General features: G+C 64.8%; 18 protein-coding genes and 2 riboswitches. Of the genes, 10 read left to right on the top strand and 8 right to left on the bottom strand.

The genetic code is table 11. The features are described from left to right. Nucleotides 1-9: 9 nt before the first annotated feature. The 7 genes from AB6807_RS26630 to AB6807_RS26600 are packed head-to-tail and all read right to left on the bottom strand — an operon-like array spanning nt 10 to nt 6,029. Entirely contained in the window at nt 10-933 is a 924-nt protein-coding gene (locus AB6807_RS26630) for a PhzF family phenazine biosynthesis protein (RefSeq protein WP_371086906.1), read from the bottom strand. Between the two features lie 5 nt (nt 934-938). Continuing rightward, on the bottom strand, nt 939-1,580 hold the full coding sequence (locus AB6807_RS26625) for a glutathione S-transferase family protein (protein WP_371086905.1): 642 nt from the start codon (nt 1,578-1,580) through the stop codon (nt 939-941). Between the two features lie 37 nt (nt 1,581-1,617). Further along, nucleotides 1,618-2,469: a PhzF family phenazine biosynthesis protein gene (locus AB6807_RS26620; protein ID WP_371086904.1), complete on the bottom strand. Its 852-nt coding sequence runs from the start codon at nt 2,467-2,469 to the stop codon at nt 1,618-1,620. A gap of 11 nt (nt 2,470-2,480) precedes the next feature. Further along, nucleotides 2,481-3,119, bottom strand: coding sequence for a LysE family translocator (locus AB6807_RS26615; RefSeq protein ID WP_371086903.1), 639 nt, complete (start codon nt 3,117-3,119; stop codon nt 2,481-2,483). 55 nt (nt 3,120-3,174) lie between these two features. Continuing rightward, a complete protein-coding gene (locus AB6807_RS26610; protein ID WP_371086902.1) occupies nt 3,175-4,377 on the bottom strand; it encodes a PLP-dependent aminotransferase family protein in 1,203 nt (400 codons plus the stop codon). A gap of 54 nt (nt 4,378-4,431) precedes the next feature. Beyond that, nucleotides 4,432-5,433: a DMT family transporter gene (locus AB6807_RS26605; RefSeq protein ID WP_371086901.1), complete on the bottom strand. Its 1,002-nt coding sequence runs from the start codon at nt 5,431-5,433 to the stop codon at nt 4,432-4,434. Continuing rightward, a complete protein-coding gene (locus tag AB6807_RS26600) occupies nt 5,430-6,029 on the bottom strand; it encodes a LysE family translocator (RefSeq protein ID WP_116910739.1) in 600 nt (199 codons plus the stop codon). Before AB6807_RS26600 ends, AB6807_RS26605 begins: the two co-directional genes overlap by 4 nt. A gap of 136 nt (nt 6,030-6,165) precedes the next feature. Here AB6807_RS26600 and AB6807_RS26595 point away from each other — a divergent pair, with 136 nt between their 5' ends. The 3 genes from AB6807_RS26595 (at nt 6,166) to AB6807_RS26585 (ending at nt 9,913) form a co-directional block, all read left to right on the top strand. Further along, nucleotides 6,166-7,638 carry a PLP-dependent aminotransferase family protein gene (locus AB6807_RS26595; RefSeq protein ID WP_371086900.1) on the top strand — a complete coding sequence of 491 codons (1,473 nt, stop codon included), beginning with the start codon at nt 6,166-6,168 and terminating at the stop codon, nt 7,636-7,638. A gap of 70 nt (nt 7,639-7,708) precedes the next feature. Beyond that, entirely contained in the window at nt 7,709-8,587 is an 879-nt protein-coding gene (locus AB6807_RS26590; RefSeq protein ID WP_371086899.1) for a PhaM family polyhydroxyalkanoate granule multifunctional regulatory protein, read from the top strand. 45 nt (nt 8,588-8,632) lie between these two features. Next, entirely contained in the window at nt 8,633-9,913 is a 1,281-nt protein-coding gene (locus tag AB6807_RS26585; protein WP_116910736.1) for an FIST C-terminal domain-containing protein, read from the top strand. Nucleotides 9,914-9,938: 25 nt separating this feature from the next. Here the strand turns inward: AB6807_RS26585 and AB6807_RS26580 are convergent, their stop codons facing one another. Then, complete coding sequence (locus tag AB6807_RS26580; protein WP_371086898.1) at nt 9,939-11,240, bottom strand: D-amino acid dehydrogenase; 1,302 nt, start codon at nt 11,238-11,240, stop codon at nt 9,939-9,941. 91 nt (nt 11,241-11,331) lie between these two features. Beyond that, a riboswitch (glycine riboswitch) is annotated at nt 11,332-11,448 on the bottom strand. 34 nt (nt 11,449-11,482) lie between these two features. Continuing rightward, nucleotides 11,483-11,572: riboswitch (glycine riboswitch) on the bottom strand. 121 nt (nt 11,573-11,693) lie between these two features. Between AB6807_RS26580 and rfbB the strand changes: the two genes are divergently transcribed. The 7 genes from rfbB to AB6807_RS26545 all read left to right on the top strand — a co-directional run bounded on the left by rfbB (nt 11,694) and on the right by AB6807_RS26545 (nt 19,577). After that, nucleotides 11,694-12,791, top strand: coding sequence for a dTDP-glucose 4,6-dehydratase (gene rfbB / locus AB6807_RS26575; protein ID WP_286516986.1), 1,098 nt, complete (start codon nt 11,694-11,696; stop codon nt 12,789-12,791). Beyond that, nucleotides 12,788-13,678 carry a dTDP-4-dehydrorhamnose reductase gene (gene rfbD, locus AB6807_RS26570; RefSeq protein ID WP_116910733.1) on the top strand — a complete coding sequence of 297 codons (891 nt, stop codon included), beginning with the start codon at nt 12,788-12,790 and terminating at the stop codon, nt 13,676-13,678. The genes rfbB and rfbD overlap by 4 nt, the downstream gene beginning before the upstream one ends. 40 nt (nt 13,679-13,718) lie before the next feature. Then, nucleotides 13,719-14,615: a glucose-1-phosphate thymidylyltransferase RfbA gene (rfbA, locus tag AB6807_RS26565; RefSeq protein ID WP_371086897.1), complete on the top strand. Its 897-nt coding sequence runs from the start codon at nt 13,719-13,721 to the stop codon at nt 14,613-14,615. Then, nucleotides 14,612-15,160: a dTDP-4-dehydrorhamnose 3,5-epimerase gene (gene rfbC / locus AB6807_RS26560; protein WP_371086896.1), complete on the top strand. Its 549-nt coding sequence runs from the start codon at nt 14,612-14,614 to the stop codon at nt 15,158-15,160. The genes rfbA and rfbC overlap by 4 nt, the downstream gene beginning before the upstream one ends. 160 nt (nt 15,161-15,320) lie before the next feature. Continuing rightward, complete coding sequence (locus AB6807_RS26555) at nt 15,321-17,252, top strand: glycosyltransferase (RefSeq protein ID WP_371086895.1); 1,932 nt, start codon at nt 15,321-15,323, stop codon at nt 17,250-17,252. Then, entirely contained in the window at nt 17,239-18,006 is a 768-nt protein-coding gene (locus AB6807_RS26550; protein ID WP_371086894.1) for a glycosyltransferase family 2 protein, read from the top strand. Before AB6807_RS26555 ends, AB6807_RS26550 begins: the two co-directional genes overlap by 14 nt. 11 nt (nt 18,007-18,017) lie before the next feature. Continuing rightward, nucleotides 18,018-19,577 (top strand): glucosyltransferase domain-containing protein, encoded by a 1,560-nt coding sequence (locus AB6807_RS26545; protein ID WP_371086893.1) that lies wholly within the window; start codon nt 18,018-18,020, stop codon nt 19,575-19,577. Nucleotides 19,578-19,628: the final 51 nt, after the last annotated feature.

Below are 19,628 nucleotides of genomic sequence, written 5' to 3'. Positions count from 1 at the left end.
GCGTGATTTCTACAGCGTGACGTGGCCGTCGACGCAGGTCACGGCGTCGCCGCCGACCCAGATCTTGCCGGCGGCGTCGCGCTCGATGTACACGCGCCCCGCGCGGCCCAGGCACTGGCCCTGCGCGGCCAGGTAGCGCTCGGGCATGTGGCCGTCGGCGATCAGCCATTCAGCCAGGCTCGCGTTCAGGCTGCCGGTGACCGGGTCTTCCTGCACGCCGATGGGCTCGGCGAAGGCGCGCACCTCGAGGTCGATCTTCGCGCCGTCTTCGTTGGGCGTGGCGGGCCGGTTGCCGAAGGCGCGCGCCTCGCGGTTGGAGCGGCCGATGAGCAGCGAGGTGTCGTGGGCGAGCGGCAGCCCGGCCACGCCGGCCTTCACGCCCAGCTCCTTCAGCGCGCGGTGGTCGGGCTGCAGCGCGAGCACGGCGTCGGCGTCGTTGACCAGCAGCCCGAACCACACGGGGCCGTTGTCCAGCACCTGCGCCGCGACGATCTGCTGCGCCTTCAGGCCCAGCGCGCCGGCCACCTTGGCCAGCAGCGCGGGGCTCGGTGCGCTGCGCCTGAGCGGCGGCGCGCCGAAGGCCAGCCGCGTGCCTTCGCGGCGCAGCGGCACCAGCCCGGCGCCGCACTGCTGCACCACCTGGCCGGCCGCCTTGGGCTTGCCGCCGGCCTGCAGCCAGGCATGGCAGCTGCCGATGGTCGGGTGGCCGGCAAAGGGCAGCTCGCCGCCGGGCGTGAAGATGCGCACGCGGTAGTCGGCCGCGGGGTCGGTCGGCGGCAGCAGGAAGGTGGTTTCCGACAGGTTGGTCCACCGCGCGAAGCGCTGCATGGCCTCGTCGTCGAGGTCCTGGCCGTCGATGACCACCGCGAGCGGGTTGCCGTAGTAGGGGGTGGCGGTGAAGACGTCGACTTGCTTGAAGGGGCGGGATTTCATGGGGTTCATTCGAGGGTCAGGTCGAGCACGCCGCGCGCGCCCGGGCGGGAAAGAAGTTCGGCATACCAGCGCTCCACGTTCGGCCAGGTCGGGCGGCGGTACTCGGCCGCGGGCAGGCCGAACCAGCGGTGCGCCTCGCAGCCGACCGGAATGTCGGCCATGGTGAAGCTGTCGCCGCCCATGAAGGCGCGCTGGCCGAGGTGCGCGTCGAGCATGGCGAACAGCGCCTCGCTCTCGCGCACCGAGGCGTCGATGAGCGGCTGCCTGCGCTCGGCCGGCGGCGTTCGCACCCATTGCACGAAGGCGTCGCGGCTCGCGCGGTTGAGCGTGGTCTGCTGCCAGTCCATCCAGCGCTCGGCGTCGAAGCGCGCGGGCAGCGCGCTCGGGTAGAAGGTGCCGTGCGAATGCTTGGCGCACAGGTAGCGCACGATCACGTTCGACTCCCACAGCGTGACGCGCTCGTCGCCCTCGCCGTCGTCGATGGCGGGCACCATGGCGTTCGGGTTCAGCGCCAGGTATTCGGGCGTCTGCACCACGCCGAACTTGCCGCCGGCCTCGGTGCGCTGGAAGTCGAGCCCGAGTTCCTGCGCGCACCACACCACCTTGCGGACGTTGATCGAGCTGATGCGGCCCCAGATGTTGAGCATGGTTGTCTTCTCTCTCGTTTTTCGTTGATGGATCGGTTCAGTTCGCCATGACGCGCGCGGTGCCCGACACGCGCACCGAGCTGCCCGCTTCGGGCGCGATGTCTGCGCGCAGCCTCGACAGCATGCCCATGTCTTCGCCCTGCACCACGTCGATGGCACCGCCGTGCGGCCAACCGATGTCGCGCAGGTAGCCGGCCAGCGCGGCGGTGGCGGCGCCGGTCGCGGGGTCTTCGTAGACGCCGCCGGAGGCGAAGGGGTTGCGGGTGTGAAAGCGCTGCGCGCTCTCGGCATGGACCAGCACGACGGTCGTGAGGCCGGCGCCGTTCATCAGCGCGCGACCGGCTTCGAGTTCGTAGCGCATGGCCGACAGCAGCGCGCGGCTCTTCAGCGCCAGCACCAGGTGATCGGCGCCCGCATGCGCGACGGCCGGCGCAATGCGCGGGTCGAGGTCGTCGGGCCCGTAGCCGAACACGGCGAGCGCCTGCGAGACCAGTTCGGGCGATGCGGCCGCGCTGCGCGTGGGCGGCGACTGCAATGCGGCGGCCACCAAGGCGCCGTCGCGCCGGCCTTCGACGGTGATGCGCGCGTGGTTGAGCGTCAGCGCGAACACGCCGTCGCCGTGCCGCAGCGCGAGCGCAGCGCCCAGCGCGATGGTCGCGTGGCCGCAGAACGGCACCTCCGTCTGCGGCGAGAAGTAGCGCACGCGCCAGCCGTCGTCGGTGCGCGCGGCGAAGGCGGTTTCCGAGAAACCGACCTCGGCGGCCAGCGCCTGCATGCGTGCCGTGTCGGGCAATGCATCGGCTGCATGGCGTGCATCGTCGATCACGACGCCGGCGGGGTTGCCGCCCGTCTCGCCATCGGAGAAGGCTGCGATCTTCAGGACATTCATGGGTTTCCTTCTCAGCGCGGCACGGGCCGCTCGAGGAACAGCAGCCGAAGCGCCAGCCCCAGCATCACGGCGGCGAGCAGGTTGCCCTGCAGGCGGGCCGCGCCGGGGCGGCGTTGCAGCCAGCGCCCGACCTGGCCGCTGCACGCGCCCAGCAGGGTGTTGAACGCCAGCGCGGCCAGCGACAGCACCACGCCGAGCTGCACCAGCTGCAGCGGCACGCTGCCGCGCGCGGGGTCGACGAACTGCGGCAGGAACACCATGAAGAACAGCAGCGCCTTCGGGTTGACCAGGTTGTTCAGCAGCGCCATGTGCACGATGCGGCCGAAGCCGGCGGGCTGTGCCTGCGCGCCCATGCGCAGTGCACCGCCGCCACGCAACGCCTGCACCGCCAGCCACACCAGGTACAGCGCGCCCGCGTAGCGCAGCAGGTCGAACGACGGCGGCCAGGCCGCCACCAGCGCGGTGACGCCGGTGGCCGCGAACAGCGTGTGCACCAGGTCGGCCGCCGAGATGCCCAGCGCCGCCGCGAAGCCGCCGCGCGGGCCATGGGCCACGCCGTGCGACAGCACGAAGGCCATGTTCGGGCCCGGCGACAGGAACAGCGCCAGCACCGCGAGCAGGAACAGCGAGAGAGTGGCGAGGCCGATCACGGCGGGCTCCTGGAAAGGGTGGGTGTGCGGTTCGGGCGCGGGTTCAGGCTCAGGCTCAGATCTGCGCTGCGGCCAGCGTCTTGTCGCCGAGCAGCACCAGCTCTTCGCGCAGGGTTTGCGCCAGCGCCGCGATGGCGACGTCGATCTGCTCGACGCTGGCCGTCACGAACGACAGGCGCAGCGTGCGCGGATCGCCCTCGCCGGCGTAGAAGGGCGCGCCGGGCACGAAGGCCACGTTGCGCTCCACCGCCTTGGGCAGCAGCGTGACGGTGTCGATGCCCTCGGGCAGCCGCGCCCACAGGAACATGCCGCCCTTGGGGGCGTTGAACTTCACGTCCAGGCCCTTCATCTCGCGCTGCAGCGCGGCGATCATGGCGTCGCGCTGGCTCTTGTACAGCGCGCGGATGGTGGGCACGTGGCGGTCGAGAAAGCCGTCCTTCATCACCGAGGACACCATGCGCTGCGTGAAGATCGGCGTGTGCAGGTCGACGGCCTGCTTGGCCTGCAGCAGCTTCGGGTAGATCGACTTGGGCGCCACCAGAAAGCCCAGGCGCAGGCCGGGGGCCAGCACCTTGGAGAACGAGCCCAGGTAGATCACGCCTTCGGGGTTGCGCGCGGCCAGCGGCAGGGGCGGGGCTTCGTCGAACCAGAGCTCGCCGTAGGGGTTGTCCTCGACGATCGGCAGGTTGGCCTCGGCGGCGGCGGCCGACACGGCGGCGCGGCGCTCCTCGGTCATCGTGCGGCCGGTGGGGTTCTGGAAGTTGGGCAGCAGGTAGACGAAGCGCGCGTCCCCGGCCTTGGCCACCAGGTCTTCGACGATCACGCCGTCGTCGTCGCTGGCCACGCCCACGGGGTGCGGCTCCATCGGGCCGAAGGCCTGCAGCGCCCCCAGGTATGTGGGCGTCTCGACCAGCACCTTGCTGCCCGGATCGATCAGCACCTTGGCCACCAGGTCGAGGCCTTGCTGCGAGCCGGTGGTGATGAGCACCTGCGAGGCGTCGACGTCCCAGGGCAGCATGTCGGCCACGGCCTGGCGCAGCGGCGCGTAGCCTTCGCTGGCGGCGTACTGCAGGGCGGCCTGGCCGTCGGTGTGCAGCACTTCGGCGCAGGCGTCGGCGAAGGCCTGGATCGGGAAGGTCTTGGGCGAGGGCAGGCCGCCGGCCAGGCTGATGATGCCGGGGCGTTCGGTGACCTTGAGGATTTCACGCAGCACCGAGGGGTTCATCTTGGCGGCACGTGCGGCGAGTTTCCAGTTCATGGGGTGCTTCTTTCAGGCGGAGAGGTGAAATTCGAACGAGAGGGTACAGGCGGATCAGCGTCCGCGCGGGCTCGCCTTGCCGGCGGCGGCAGGCGCTATTTTCCGCGCGGCCGCCTTCGCCGGGTGGGCCGGGTGGGCCGCGCCGGCCGGCTGCGACAGCCGCTTGCCGATGACCACGGTGGCGACCACCGCGACGGCGAAGCCCAGCGTCACCAGGTCCAGCGGCTCGCCCAGGATGGGGATGGACGCGAGGATCGACAGGAAGGGCTGCAGCAGCTGCGTCTGGCTCACGCGCAGCGCGCCGCCCAGGGCCAGGCCGCGGTACCAGGCGAAGAAGCCGATCCACATCGAGAACATGCCGACGTACACGAAGCCCAGCCACGACGTGGTGGCGATGGGCTGCGTGGGCCACAGCGCCAGCGTGGCCGGTAGCGTGAAGGGCAGGGCCATCACGCAGACCCAGCAGATCACGCGCTCCGCGCCCAGCGACGGCGTGACCTGCGCGCCGTAGATGTAGCCGAACGAGGCGGCAATGACCGCGCCCACCAGCAGCAGGTCGGCCCACTCGAAGCCGAAACCGGTGCCCGCGTGACCGGCCTGGCTCGCGCGCAGCACCGAGAACACCACCACCAGCAGGCTGCCCGCGACCGCGCACACCCAGAAGCCGAGCCGCGCGCGCTGGTGCAGCACCCAGGCCGCCACCGCGGCCGTGACCAGCGGCAGCAGCGCCGTCACCACCGCCGCATGGCTGGCCGTGACCACGCGCAGCGCGTAGGCCAGCAGCAGCGGAAAGCCGATGCAGTTGCCCAGCACCGCGACGCCCAGCGACTTCCACTGGTGCGCGGCGGGCCGCGGCGAGCGCGTGACCAGCAGGAACACCGCCGACAGCAGGCCGGCCAGCGCCGCCCGGCCGAGCGTGACGAACCACGGCGAAAGCTGCGGCGCCTCCTGCGTGCCGGTGGCCAGGCGCGTCATGGGCAGGGTGACGGCGAACATCGCCACCCCCAGCACGCCGAGCCACATGCCCAGCGTCTCGTCCTTCAGGTCGAGCTTCATACGCGCACCATCCACCACGCGGTGAGCACCAGCACCAGCGCCATGGCGCGGTTGAACCACAGCAGCCGCGCGCCCTTGGCGAGCCAGTCGCGCAACAGCGCGCCGACCAGCGCGTAGGTGAAGTTGCTGGTGAAGGCGAAGAACAGCATCACCGGCGCCACGATGGCGAAGCGGGCCAGCGCGTCGGGCTGCCCGGCGATCCAGCCCGCCACCAGCGTGAGCGCCAGCAGCCAGGCCTTGATGTTGACGAACTGCAGCATCACGCCCTGCCCGAACCCGACCGACAGCCGGGCGCCGTCGGCCTTGCCCAGGGTGGCGCTGCCGCTGAGCTTGTAGGCCAGCCACAGCAGGTAGCCGATGCCCAGCGCCTTGATGGCCACGCGCAGCGGCGGCACCGCCACCACCAGCGCGCCCAGGCCGGCGGCGCACAGCACCAGCAGCAAGGTCCAGCCGATGGGCACGGCCACCACGAAGCGCATGGCGCGCGGCAGCCCGCCGTTGGCCGCCAGGGCCGTGGAGAGCGTGGTGTTGGGACCGGGCGAAAAACTCATCGCCGTGGCCAGCACCAGCAGCGCGGTGAATTCTTGCCAGTTCATGACACACACTCTAAACTTCAGACCATTACAGTGCCAGTACAGATGATCGAACAATCGGGGAATCTGTATTGGTCAATCCGTCGACACAGCGCCGCCTCAAGAGGGCCGGCGCTCCTGCCGCGAGAGCGCCGAACGCATGCTGACACGCACCTCCACCCAGTCGCTCACCGCCCAGCTGGCCGACCGCCTGGCCGAGCGCATCCGCACCCGGCTGCTGCCACCCGGCGCCCGGTTGCCCTCGGTGCGCGAATGCGCGCGGCAGCAGGGCGTGAGCCCGTACACGGTGGTGGCCGCCTACGACCAGCTGCTGGCGCAGGGGCTGGTGGAGGCGCGGCGCCAGAAGGGCTTCTATGTGCGCGACGCCGCGCCGGCGAACGACGGCCGTTCGGGCAGTTCGGGCAGCTCAGGCAATTCAGGCACGGGCGTGGAGCCGAGCGGCGTGGCCGGCATGCCGGCCGCCATGGCCGTGCAGATGATGGCCTCGCGCGTGCCGGCCGACGCCAGTTCGCTGATCCGCAGCATGTTCCACCGCCCCAGCGACAAGCCGCAGCCGGGCATGGGTGTGTTCCCGCCGGACTGGATGGCATCGACCTTCATGCCCACCGCCGTGCGGCGCATGACCAGCACGGCCGCGCTGCAGGAGCTGTCGCTGCAATACGGCGAGCCGTCGGGCGACACCAGCCTGCGGCGCAGCCTGTCGCAGAAGCTGGTGGGCATCAACATTCCGGCGTCGCCCGATCAGATCGTGACCACCATCGGCGCCACGCATGCGCTGGACATCGTGAGCCGCACGCTGCTGCGCGCCGGCGACCCGGTGATGGTCGAGGAGCCGGGCTGGGCGCTGGAGTTCGCGCGGCTGGAGGCCCTGGGCATGCGCATCCTGCCGGTGCCGCGGCGCGCCGACGGGCCCGACCTGGAGGTGATGGCGCAGTACTGCAAGCTGCACCAGCCCAAGCTGTTCGTGAGCGTGAGCGTGCTGCACAACCCCACGGGCTACAGCCTGACGCCTGGCAGCGCGCACCGTGTGCTGCAGCTGGCCAACGAGCACGACTTTCACATCGTCGAGGACGACACCTACAGCCACCTCGCGCCCGAGCACGCCACGCGGCTGAGCGCGCTCGACGGGCTGCGGCGCACCATCTACGTGAGCGGCTTCGCGAAGATTCTGGCGCCCAACTGGCGCATCGGCTTCCTGGCCGCGGCGCCCGCGCTGAAGGAGCGGCTGCTGGAGACCAAGCTGCTGGCCACGCTGACCTCGCCCACGCTGTTCGAGCGGGCCTTGTCGTGGTGCATCGACCAGGGGCAGCTGCGCCGGCATTCGGAGCGCGTGCGCATCCGGCTCGACGGCGCGCGCGGGCGGGCGGTGAAGCTGGCGATGTCGCACGGCTGCACCTTCGCGTCGGAGCCGGCGGGCCTGTTCGGCTGGGTCGACACCGGGGTGGACACCGACGCGCTCACCCAGCGCATGCTCGACCAGGGCTACCTGCTGGCGCCGGGCTCGCTCTTTCATGCGCGCCGGCCGCCGAGCACGATGATGCGCATCAACTTCGCCACCTCGCAGGACGCCACCTTCTGGAAGGTGTTCAGCAAGGTGCGCGACGGGGTCTGAGGGCGGCGCGCGCACCGGGCCTTGGAGTAAGCTGGCAACACAAGAAAACCCAGCCTGGAGACCCCCGCCCATGAGCAATGCCAACAAGCCCTTCGACTTCAGCCAGTTCGTCCCCGGATTCGACTTCCTGAAGAACCTTGCCGGGGGTGCCGCCGCCGGTGCCGGGGCGGGCTCGGTGCCCGGCATTCCGAGCCTGGCGAGCTGGGTGGCGCCCACGCTGAGCGTGGAAGAGGTCGACAAGCGCATCCAGGAACTCAAGACGGTGCAGTACTGGCTGGAGCAGAACGGCCATGCGCTGAAGGCGACCATCCAGGCGCTCGAGGTGCAGAAGATGACCTTGTCGACCCTGCGCGGCATGAACGTGCGCATGGAAGACATCGCCAGCGCGTTCACCAAGCAGGCGGCCGCGATGGCGCCGGCGCCCGCGGCGGCTTCACCTGCTCCGGCCGCGGCGCCTTGGGCGACTGGACGGGCCGAGCCCGAAGAGGTCGAGGAGGCTGAAGAGGACGAGGAGGACCAGGAAATCGAGGAGGCTGATGAGGAAGCCCCCGAGCACGAAGAAGCAGAAGCACCGGCCGCGAAGTCGCGCGCCAAGGCGGCTGCAGGCAAATCCGGGTCCGCGAAAGCCGGCGCTGCCGGCGTGGTCGACCCGATGCAGTGGTGGGGCGCGCTCACCGAACAGTTCCAGCAGATCGCCAGCACCGCGCTGCAGGACGCCGCGCAGCTCAAGGTGCCCGCGATGGCCCAGCCACTGGCCGATGCCGTGGGCAAGGTGATGGGCAAGCCGGCGGCCGCGAAAAAGGCCGCCGCCAGGCCAGCGGCCAAGACCGCCGCTAAAACGGCGGCCAGGTCAGCCGCGAAGTCCGCCGCCGGCAAGGCCCCTGCCGCGCCGGCCGCCAAAAAGAAGACCGCCACCGCCGCCCGCAAGCGAACCTCCGCGCGGCGCTGACGTCATACACGCATATTTTTTGAAGAGAACGGGTCGGCACGCATCATGAAGTTGTTTCCCTCCGGTCATGCCACCCATCCCCAGTGGCGCATGGCAGCCGGCCTCGTGCTGGCTCAGTTGCGCGCGCAGATGGCCTTGCCCGACTACGCGTCAGCCCCCACGCTCGGGCTGCTCTACATCACCGACCACTACGCGAGCGAGGCGCAGGACATCCTCGACCACCTGAGCGCCGAGCTGCCCGAGGTGACGGACTGGTCGGGCACCGTCGGCATCGGCGTGTCGGCCAACAATGCCGAATATTTCGACGAACCCGGCATCAGCCTGATGCTGTGCGCGCTGCCCAGCGATCAGTACCGCGTGTTTTCGGGCGTGGCGCCGCTGGGCAATTCGGAGATGAGCGGCTTCGAGGCGCACACGGCGCTGGTGCATGCCGACCCTGCCACGCCCGACTTGGCCGAGTTGGTCGGCGAGATGGCCGGGCGCACCGACACCGGCTACCTGTTCGGCGGGCTGTCTTCCGGGCGCGGCGGCTCGCTGCAGTTCGCCATCGGCGGCAACGGCAACATCCGCGGCCACGGGGCGGCGGGCGGGGTGTTTTCCGGCGGCATGTCGGGCGTGGTGTTCGGCGAGGGCGTGCGCGTGGTCTCGCGCGTCACGCAGGGCTGCCAGCCGTTGCGCTCGGGCGCCGTGCGCGAGCGCGAAATCACCGAGGCCGACGGCAACCTGCTGCTCAAGCTCGACGGCCAGCCTGCGCTCGACGTGCTGCTGGCCGACCTGCAGGTGTCGCTCGAGCGGCCGCAGGAGGCCATCGACGCCGTGCGCAACACGCTGGTCGGGCTGGCCGACGCGGGCAGCGACGGCATCCGCCGCACCGGCGACCTGGGCGCCGACGTGCTGGTGCGCCACATCATCGGCCTGGACCCCACGCGGCGCGGCATCGCCATTGCCGACACCGCCGAGGCCGGCATGCGCCTGACCTTCTGCCGCCGCAACGCGCAGGCCGCGCGGGCCGACCTGATGCGCATCTGCGCGGAAATCCGCGAAGAGCTGGAGCCCGAGGAACAGACCCTGGCCACCGCGCGCGCCGTGGCCGCGGGCGAGGCCGAGGCGGCCCCGCACCCGGCGCGGCGCATCGCGGGCGCGGTGTACGTGAGCTGCTCCGGGCGCGGCGGACCGCACTTCGGTGCGCCGGGCGCGGAGCTGCAGATCGTGCGGCACGCGCTGGGCGACGTGCCGCTGGTGGGGTTCTTCGCGGCGGGCGAAATCGCCCGGCATCACCTGTATGGCTATACCGGGGTGCTGACGGTGTTCACCAGCAACGACTGACCGGCCCGCAGGCCGGTCGAGTCGATCAGGCCGGCTGCAGCACGCGCGGCTGCGGCGCGGGCATGCCGGTGAACGCGAAATCGACCTCCGGCGCCAGCCCGCTCACGATGCGGGCGATCGACTTGCCCGAGCCGCACGCGTGCGTCCAGCCCAGCGTGCCGTGGCCCGTGTTCAGGAACAGGTTGGCGAGCTTGGTCTTGCCGATCAGCGGCACGTTGCTCGGCGTGGCCGGGCGCAGGCCGGTCCAGAACTGCGCCTGCGTGGTGTCGCCGGCGCCGGGGAACAGTTCTTCGACGCGGCGCACGATGGCCTCGCAGCGCACCTGGTTCAGGTCGCGGTCGTAGCCGTTGAGCTCGGCCGTGCCGGCGATGCGCAGGCGGTCGCCCGTCTCCGAGGTGTAGCGCGAGAACACCAGCTTGAACTCGTCGTCGGTCAGCGAGACCTGGTGCGCCTTGGCGGCGTCCTTCACGGGCAGCGTCACCGAATAGCCCTTGGCCGGGTAGATCGGCAGGCGGATGCCCAGCGGCGCGGCGAGCAGCGGGCTCAGCGAGCCCATCGCCATCACGAAGGCGTCGCCGCGAATGCGCTGGAAACGGCCTTCGTTGTCGGTCACCTCGACGTGGTCGATGGCGCCGCCGGCTTCGCGCAGTGCGGTGATGGTGTGGCTCATGAGGAACTTCACGCCGGCCGCGGCGGCGAGCTTCGACAGTTCGCGCGCGAAGCGGTTGGCATCGCCCGACTCGTCCTCGGCCGTGAAGGTGGCGCCGGCCAGCTTCGGGCGGATGTGGGCGAGGGCTGGCTCGATCTTCACCGCCTCGTCGGCCGAGATGACCTGGCGTTCGCAGCCCAGGGCGCGCATCTGCTCGGCGGGGGCGAGGGCGCCGTCGAACTCCTTCTGCGTCGTATAGAAGTGCAGGATGCCTTGGGTGCGCTGGTCGTAGTCGATTCGCGTGTCGCGGCGCAACTGTTGCAACATCTCGCGGCTGTAGGTGCCCAGGCGAACGATTTGTTCGATGTTGTGGCGGGTGCGCGCCGGCGTGCATTCGCGCAGGAACTGCAGGCCCCAGAGCCACTGGCGCATGTCCGCGCGGATGCGAAAGAGCAGCGGGGCGTCTTCCTTGCCCAGCCATTGCAGCACCTTGAGCGGCGCGCTGGGGTTGGCCCAGGGTTCGGCATGGCTCACCGAGATCTGCCCGCCGTTGGCGAAGCTGGTTTCGGCGGCCGGGGTGGCCTGCCGGTCGATCACGGTCACTTCGTGGCCGAGTTGCTGGAGGTAGTAAGCCGAGGTCACGCCGAGCAGGCCGGCGCCAAGAACGATCACGCGCATTTCAAGTACCTTTGAGGTTGCAGCGCTTGAACGACGGGCGTGGTGTGCTATTGAATCAATAGCAGGCAACCGGACGACCGAAGTCCAAGTTGCCGCTCCCCCTGTCCTCGGTACCTGAGAGATTCACCTGTTGCGCCATTGCAACGGGTTTGCTCCTTCGGTGCATCGCGACCAATGAACGGTGCGATGGCTCTCCAGACGGCGTTTGATGTGGTGCAGTACTGACCCCTTGCCGAAGCCTTTTCAAGACTTCGTCGGGCCGACCTGAGCGTTTATGGGAGTTTGCGCCTTCGGTAGGGCCACCGGGTGGCCCGCTCTCCTGCAGTGCCGCGATTGTAAACACGGGGTGAAGAGAACGGTAACGTCTTGTGTTTCGGCCTGTTGACCCAATGGGATAATCGCGCGTTACGTTCATTGCGACAAGGCGATGACTTCCAACATTCAGGGGACTCCATGATCTTGGTTACCGGCGGCGCTGGCTTCATTGGCGCCAATTTCGTACTCGACTGGATCGCGAACAGCGACGAGCCGGTCGTGAATCTCGACAAGTTGACCTACGCGGGCAACCTCGAGACCCTCGCGTCGCTCAAGGGCAACCCCCGACACATCTTCGTGCAGGGCGACATCGGCGACAGCGCCCTTATCGACCGCCTGCTGGCCGAGCACAAGCCGCGCGCCGTGGTCAACTTTGCCGCCGAGTCGCACGTCGACCGCTCCATCCACGGCCCCGAAGACTTCGTGCAGACCAACGTGCTCGGCACCTTCCGCCTGCTCGAGTCGGTGCGCGGTTTCTGGAGCGCGCTGCCGGCCGACGAGAAGACCGCCTTCCGCTTCCTGCACGTGTCGACCGACGAGGTGTACGGCTCGCTTTCCAAGACCGACGCCGCCTTCACCGAAGAGCACAAGTACGAGCCCAACAGCCCGTACTCGGCGAGCAAGGCCGCCAGCGACCACCTCGTGCGCGCCTGGCACCACACCTACGGCCTGCCGGTGCTCACCACCAACTGCTCGAACAACTACGGTCCCTTCCACTTCCCCGAGAAGCTGATCCCGTTGATGATCGTCAACGCGCTGGCCGGCAAGCCGCTGCCCGTGTACGGCGACGGCATGCAGGTGCGCGACTGGCTCTACGTGAAGGACCACTGCAGCGCCATCCGCCGCGTGCTCGAGGCCGGCCGGCTCGGTGAAACCTACAACGTCGGCGGCTGGAACGAGAAGCCCAACATCGAGATCGTCAACACCGTGTGTGCGCTGCTCGACGAGTTGCGCCCCAAGGCCGACGGCAAGCCGTACAACGCGCAGATCACGTACGTCACCGACCGCCCCGGCCACGACCGCCGCTACGCCATCGACGCGCGCAAGCTGGAGCGCGAACTCGGCTGGAAGCCCGCCGAGACCTTCGACACCGGCATCCGCAAGACGGTGGAGTGGTACCTCGCGAACAGCGAGTGGGTGCACAACGTGCAAAGCGGTGCCTACCGCGAGTGGGTCGAAAAGCAATACGACGCCGCACCTGCAGCATCGACCGCACCGACGAAGGCCGCGGCATGAAGCTGCTGCTGCTGGGCAAGGGCGGGCAGGTCGGCTGGGAACTGCAGCGCAGCCTGGCGCCGCTCGGTGAGCTGGTGGCGCTCGACTTCGACAGCACCGATTTCCACGCCGACTTCAGCCGGCCCGAGCAGCTGGCGGAGACCGTGCTCAAGGTGCGCCCCGACGTCATCGTCAATGCCGCGGCGCACACCGCCGTCGACAAGGCCGAGAGCGAGCCCGAGTTCGCGCGCAAGCTCAACGCCACCTCGCCCGGCGTGGTGGCCGAGGCGGCCCGGCAGATCGGCGCGCTGATGGTGCATTACTCGACCGACTACGTCTTCGACGGCAGCGGCAGCAAGCCCTGGAAGGAAGACGACGCGACCGGCCCGCTCAGCGTATACGGCCAGACCAAGCTCGAGGGCGAGCAGCTGGTGGCGCAGAACTGCCCGAAGCACCTGATCTTTCGCACCAGCTGGGTGTATGCGGCGCGGGGCGGCAACTTCGCCAAGACCATGCTGCGGCTGGCCAAGGAGCGCGACAAGCTGACCGTCATCGACGACCAGTTCGGCGCCCCCACCGGAGCGGAACTGCTGGCCGACGTGACCGCGCACGCCATTCGCGCGACGCTGCAAGACCCGTCGAAAGCCGGGCTGTACCACGCGATTGCCGGCGGCGAGACCACCTGGCACGGCTACGCGCGCTTCGTGCTCGAGCTGGCGCAGCAGGCGGGTGTCGAGCTGAAGGCGGGCCCCGATGCCGTCGAGGCCGTGCCGACCAGCGCGTTTCCGACGCCGGCGAAGCGGCCGCACAACTCGCGCCTGGACACTTCCAAACTGCAGGCCACCTTCGGCCTGCGCCTGCCGCCTTGGCAGGAAGGCGTTGCGCGCATGCTGCGCGAAACGCTCTGAGAACAGACGACAAGAAGCGAATTCACACGAGAAGAAACGCATGACCACGACAACGCAACGCAAGGGCATCATCCTGGCCGGTGGATCGGGCACCCGCCTGCACCCGGCCACGCTGGCCATGAGCAAGCAACTGCTGCCGGTGTACGACAAGCCGATGATCTATTACCCCCTCAGCACGCTGATGCTCGGCGGCATGCGCGACATTTTGATCATCAGCACGCCGCAGGACACGCCTCGCTTCCAGCAGCTGCTGGGCGACGGCAGCCAGTGGGGCATCAACCTGCAGTACGCGGTGCAGCCGAGCCCGGACGGGCTGGCGCAGGCGTTCATCATCGGTGAGCAGTTCGTGGGGAATTCGCCGAGTGCGCTGGTGTTGGGGGACAACATCTTTTATGGGCACGATCTGGCGCACCTGCTGGGCGGCGCCGATGCGAAGGACGCTGGTGCGACGGTGTTCGCGTACCACGTGCATGACCCGGAGCGCTACGGTGTGGTTGCGTTCGATGCGGCAGGAAAGGCCAGCAGCATCGAGGAAAAGCCGCTGAAGCCGAAGAGCAGCTATGCGGTGACGGGCCTGTACTTCTATGACAACCAGGTGGTGGACATCGCCAAGGCGGTGAAGCCGAGCGCGCGCGGCGAGTTGGAAATCACGGCGGTCAATCAGGCTTACCTCGACCTAGGCCAACTCAGCGTGCAGATCATGCAGCGCGGCTATGCGTGGCTGGATACCGGCACGCATGAGAGCCTGCTCGAAGCGGGCCAATTCATCGCGACCCTTGAACATCGTCAAGGGCTGAAGATTGCCTGCCCGGAAGAAATCGCTTGGCGCAACGGGTTTATCGATCGTGAGCAGTTGGCCAAGTTGGCTGCGCCGCTGCAAAAGAATGGTTACGGCAAATACCTGAACCACCTGCTCGCCGAGGAGGTTCGTTCATGAACGTGATCAAGACAGCCATTCCCGAGGTGCTGATCATCGAGCCGAAAGTGTTCGGCGATGCACGTGGCTTCTTTTTCGAGAGCTTCAACCAACGCGCATTCGACGAAGCCGTTGGCAAGAAATTTGAATTTGTCCAAGACAACCATTCCAAATCGTCGCGTGGCGTGCTCCGAGGCTTGCACTACCAGATTCAGAATGCGCAGGGCAAGCTGGTGCGCGTTGCCCGCGGCGCGGTGTTCGACGTGGCAGTAGACATCAGGCGCTCGTCTTCGACCTTCGGCCATTGGGTCGGCACCGAACTCAACGACCAGAACCACAAGCAGCTATGGATTCCGCCGGGGTTCGCGCACGGGTTCTTCGTTCTGAGCGAAAGCGCGGATTTCTTGTACAAGACCACCGACTACTACTCGCCCGAGCACGAAAGGTGCATCGCCTGGAACGACGCTGATCTGCGTATCGAATGGCCCGATATCGGCGTCCTGCCGCAATTGTCGGAAAAGGACAGCGGAGGTTTGCCGCTGAAGCAGGCAAATATTTTCGACTGAAAAGTTTCCGTTTTCCGCACAAAATTTCCTGAGCGAAATTAGGCTGTTTCAATTCACTGCGAGCTTGACGATGTTATCGGCATCGGCACCTTTTTTGAAGCCTTCGAACGGACTGAGCGGATTTGCAATGATGCAGGTTAATGAGTGGTGGAAGTAGATAATGAATGTCAAGGATGTGCTGGTACGCGCTGTCCGGTATGTGAGGGAATATCGAGCCGCCAGCCTGGTTAAAAGGTCTGGCCTCTTCGACAGGGACTGGTATCTAACGAGGAACCCAGACGTTTCAGCCAAGGACGCGTTGTCGCACTTCCTTCGTTTCGGGGGGAAAGAAGGAAGAGCTCCCAGCGAGAAATTCGACTCGGCGTGGTATCTCCAGACGTACAAGGATGTTGCGCTCAGCGGAGCAAATCCACTTGTCCACTATCTCCAGTGGGGAACCAGCGAAGGCCGCGAAATAGCTGGCACCTATTCAGGTGTTGCCGGTTCTCCCAACGCCTATTCAATCAACGGCGTGCTGCTGAGCGAGCAAGAGGCTCGCGACCTCGAAATTCTTCGTGCCACCGATCTGTTCGATCCCGAGTGGTATCTGGAGACCTATCCTCACCTCCATGGTCAGGATCCTTATTTGCATTTCCTGCGATATGGCGGGTTCGAAGGACTCAAGGGAAGCGAAGAATTCGATTGTGCGTGGTACGGGGACATCTACCCCGATGTCGTTTTGCACAACGTGCACCCTCTGCTCCACTATCTGGAGCACGGAATCAAGGAAGGCCGCTTCAAGGGCATGAATCCAAGGATCTCGGCCGTCGTGAAGCAAACGGTCGCAGATTTAATGGCACTCGACCCCGAAATCGAAGCTTGCCATCCCTTACATGGCAAGCATCTTCGGCTTCGACCGAATTTCAGTATGCCGGTCGACGAGCTCGGTGTCGCCTGGCGTGAGATCTTCAACGATCTTCCAGACGGTATCGAGCACATTCTTTTCATGCCTTGGCTGGTCAAGGGCGGCGCAGACTTGGCTGGCGTCAACATGGTGCGGGCGGCTCAGGAAAAACTGGGTGTCCGGGCCGTGCTGCTGGTGTTGACGGACCATGCAAACGTGGATGCCTTCGATTGGCTGCCCACGGGAACGCAAGTGCTGGTTCTTTCCGACTACGACGCAAAGCTAAATCAAAAAAACCGGCAACGAATTGTCGAAGCACTGATATTCGCGATTCAACCCGCGTCCATCATGAATGTGAACAGCTTGGCGTGCTGGGACGCCATTCTGGAAAAGGGCCGCGCCTTCAAGAAAATCTGCCGAATTCATGTTGCATTGTTTTGCCGTGATTTCACTGAAGATGGCCGTGGTGCAGGTTATGCAGATACCCACTTCCGGACTGGCATCATGAATGTCGATACGGTTTATTTCGATACTCAGGTGTTTTTGGACGAAGTAGCCGAAAGATTCGGACTAACAAAATCTCTCAAGCAGAAGTTGAAGTTTTTGCCGCAGCCCGCATTGGACGGCGTTCATCCCTCGCATGGAAATGAAGCGTTGGCCAATTCCCAGCCCGCGGTATTCTGGGCCGGACGATTCTGCTATCAAAAAAATACGGAATTACTGGTTCGAATTATCAAAAAGAAGCCGCCTGTTTCACTGGATATTTATGGAGGAGGCGAGTTCGCGCGCGAGACCGAATTGAAGTCGCTCGCGAGCGGATTTCAAAACGTCAGCGTCCTGGGGTTTTTCTCATCGTTCAACAAGCTTCCTCTGGAAAAATACAGCGCATTTCTTTTTACGTCGCGCTTCGAGGGAATGCCAACGGTTCTTATCAACGCGGCAGCAGCAGGCGTTCCGATCATCGCGAGCAATGTCGGTGGAGTATCGGAATTGGTCACGCAGGAAACAGGTTGGTTGATCGATGCATTGGACGACGAAAACGCATATTGCGCGGCAATTCAGCAGATCATCGGCGACCCCGCAGAGGTCGCAAGGCGTCAGGAAGCAATGAAGAAAAAGTTGGGGACAGAGCGCTCGTGGAGCGCGTTCAAGTCGAAGCTTTTCGTGCCTTCAAAGACAAGTAGCGGAGTTGCAAATGTCGAAGGTTGACGTAACCGCGATTGTGAACGCACACAGGGAAGGCTTGTTGCTAAAGCCCACGCTGGACAGTGTTCGCAGGTGTTTTGAATCAGCACGTGAAAAAAATCTGACTGTCGAGCTGCTGGTGGCCATGGATCGCTCGGACGAACTGACCAAGGAAGTCGTTCAACGCTGCATTGCCGGTATCGACAATGCAAGAATAATTCCCATGGACTATGGCGATGTGGGACATTGCCGAAATCAGGCTGCTTTGCTCGCCCAAGGAGAATATGTCGCCTTTCTTGATGGCGATGACTTATGGGAAAGGAGCTGGATCGTCAAAGCGTTCGACATGGCGCGATCAGACCCACGTGAACTTGTGCTTCATCCTGAGTTGAATGTTTATTTCGGGCACGACCCTCATGTGTTTGTCCATATCGACAGCGAGAGCGAAGCCTTTGATTTAGCGGGTTTGGCGTTGGTCAACTATTGGACATCGCTGTGCTTCGTTCGAAAGGATTTCTTGGTTGAAAATCCATACCCGGAAACGGACCTTCTTGCGCAGATGGGATATGAGGATTGGGGATGGAACCTCAAGGCGATTTCTGCAGGCGCAGTGCATAAATGCGTTAAAGGCACGGGGCATGCCATACGCATGAAACGGGTCTCGCTTGTTCGTCAGACGAGTTCGGCAGGATGCATCGCCGAACCGAGTGATATTTTTTCTAATGCATTGAAGAAAAAACAAAGAGGTGTGAAATCAAAGCTTCGCATAGCGGCGTAGATCGCATGAGAATGTCCGATTCTTCTGTTATCAGTTCTATGAAGCTTCTTGGCGGCAAGTTCGGCGAGCAGCCAATACAGCGACAGATCCGATTGTTGTTGATATTCTTTGCGGTTGCACTTGTTGCCAAAGGTGGCGCGGTGCTTCGTGGTTTCGCCGTTGATGACTACGCATTCGGGCAAGGCTTCAACAAAGGGGAGTTGGGTGTTTTTTTGACACAGGGGCGCTTTCTGCTCGGAGCGCTCGACTGGGGAATCGATTCCCTTGGGGTCAATATCAATGACCTTTACATTTCGCTTGGACTTTGCGCCCTGTTATTGCAAGCTGCGCTCGTAGTAGCAATATTGCGATTTGTTGGTGCTGCGAATGCGCCAGGTGCCGCGCTTATTGGCTCGGCAATGGTTATACATCCATACCTTTCGGAAATACTGACATTCCGTATGGTACTTCCGGGCTATTGCGTTGCTGCGGCGCTTTCAATCGTCGCGTTGGAAGCTGCGTCAAGCAAGAGTTCAGGCCTCCGTAAACACATAATTTGCATGCTCGCCACGCTTGGTATGCTATTCGTGTATCAGGGGTTTCTGAATTACTTTGCGGTGGCAATAATTTTTGCTTTTTTGTTCGAGGCATTTTCCGTTACTAAGTATGCCAAAGCGCCTCGGGAGTCCGCGCGCTCAAGGAATTATGTGGTGCTTGCAATAATTTGTGCACTGTCAGCGTTGATGTTTCTTGCAATCTTGGCAACTTTCAAGCGCGTTGGATTTATCGAGCCCACAGGGCGGTCGAAATTTATCTCATTGCATGAAATTCCTGAGCGAGTGGCTCAGGTCTGGGCTCTTTTCCAGAATGTGTTTTGGAAAAACGAGCCGATTACGCCGCATTGGCTGAAGCTTGTGATCGGATTGCCCGTCGTGATTGGGATCGCAGTTTTGTTTCAGCGTTTTACAAAAATATTTCGAAGTGGCAGCACGTTGCATCTTCTTGGAATCGCTCTCGCTGTTGCGTTGCTCATTCCCGCGACCGTAGGTGTGATCGTTCCATTCAAGGACTGGTATCCAGTTGCCCGTGTGCTTCCGCAGATACCGGTGATTCTTGGCCTGATTATCCTTTTGTCCGCGCCGTTTTTAAAATCTATTCTGAATGGTTGGATTTTTCGAATATCGACGGCGATGATCGCGTTCACCGTTTTTGCATTTATTCTTATCAATAATCAGATATTTGCGGATCAACAGCGAGTCAACGGTTGGGATCGAATGGAAGCGAACAGAATTGTTTCCCGCCTCGAACAGCGACCGGATTTTTTAAAAGTACAGTTTGTCTATGTGGGCGGCGGGAGCTGGCGGCACTCTGCCAGAATGAGCATGATCCAGGGGGATATGAACATATCTGCGTTTTCGCCTGAGTACTCCAAGGTTCCGCTTTTGGTGGAGGTATCGGGCTACAACTTCAAGAAAGCGTCCGGAGATCAAAATGCCGTTGGAGAGGCGTATTGCGCGAAGGCGGCGCCGTGGCCCGACGTCGAGGCCGTGACTGTCGTCGACGGCCTAGCAATTATTTGCTTGGCCCAATGATTTCGCAACCAATTCAAGTAGCGGGACCATACGCAGCCACGCTTGGCGTCC

Source organism: Variovorax sp. RCC_210, assembly GCF_041355175.1.
Lineage (GTDB): Bacteria > Pseudomonadota > Gammaproteobacteria > Burkholderiales > Burkholderiaceae_C > Variovorax.
Note: the sequence above shows the minus strand (reverse complement) of the source record. Positions and strands in the feature narration are given on the sequence as shown.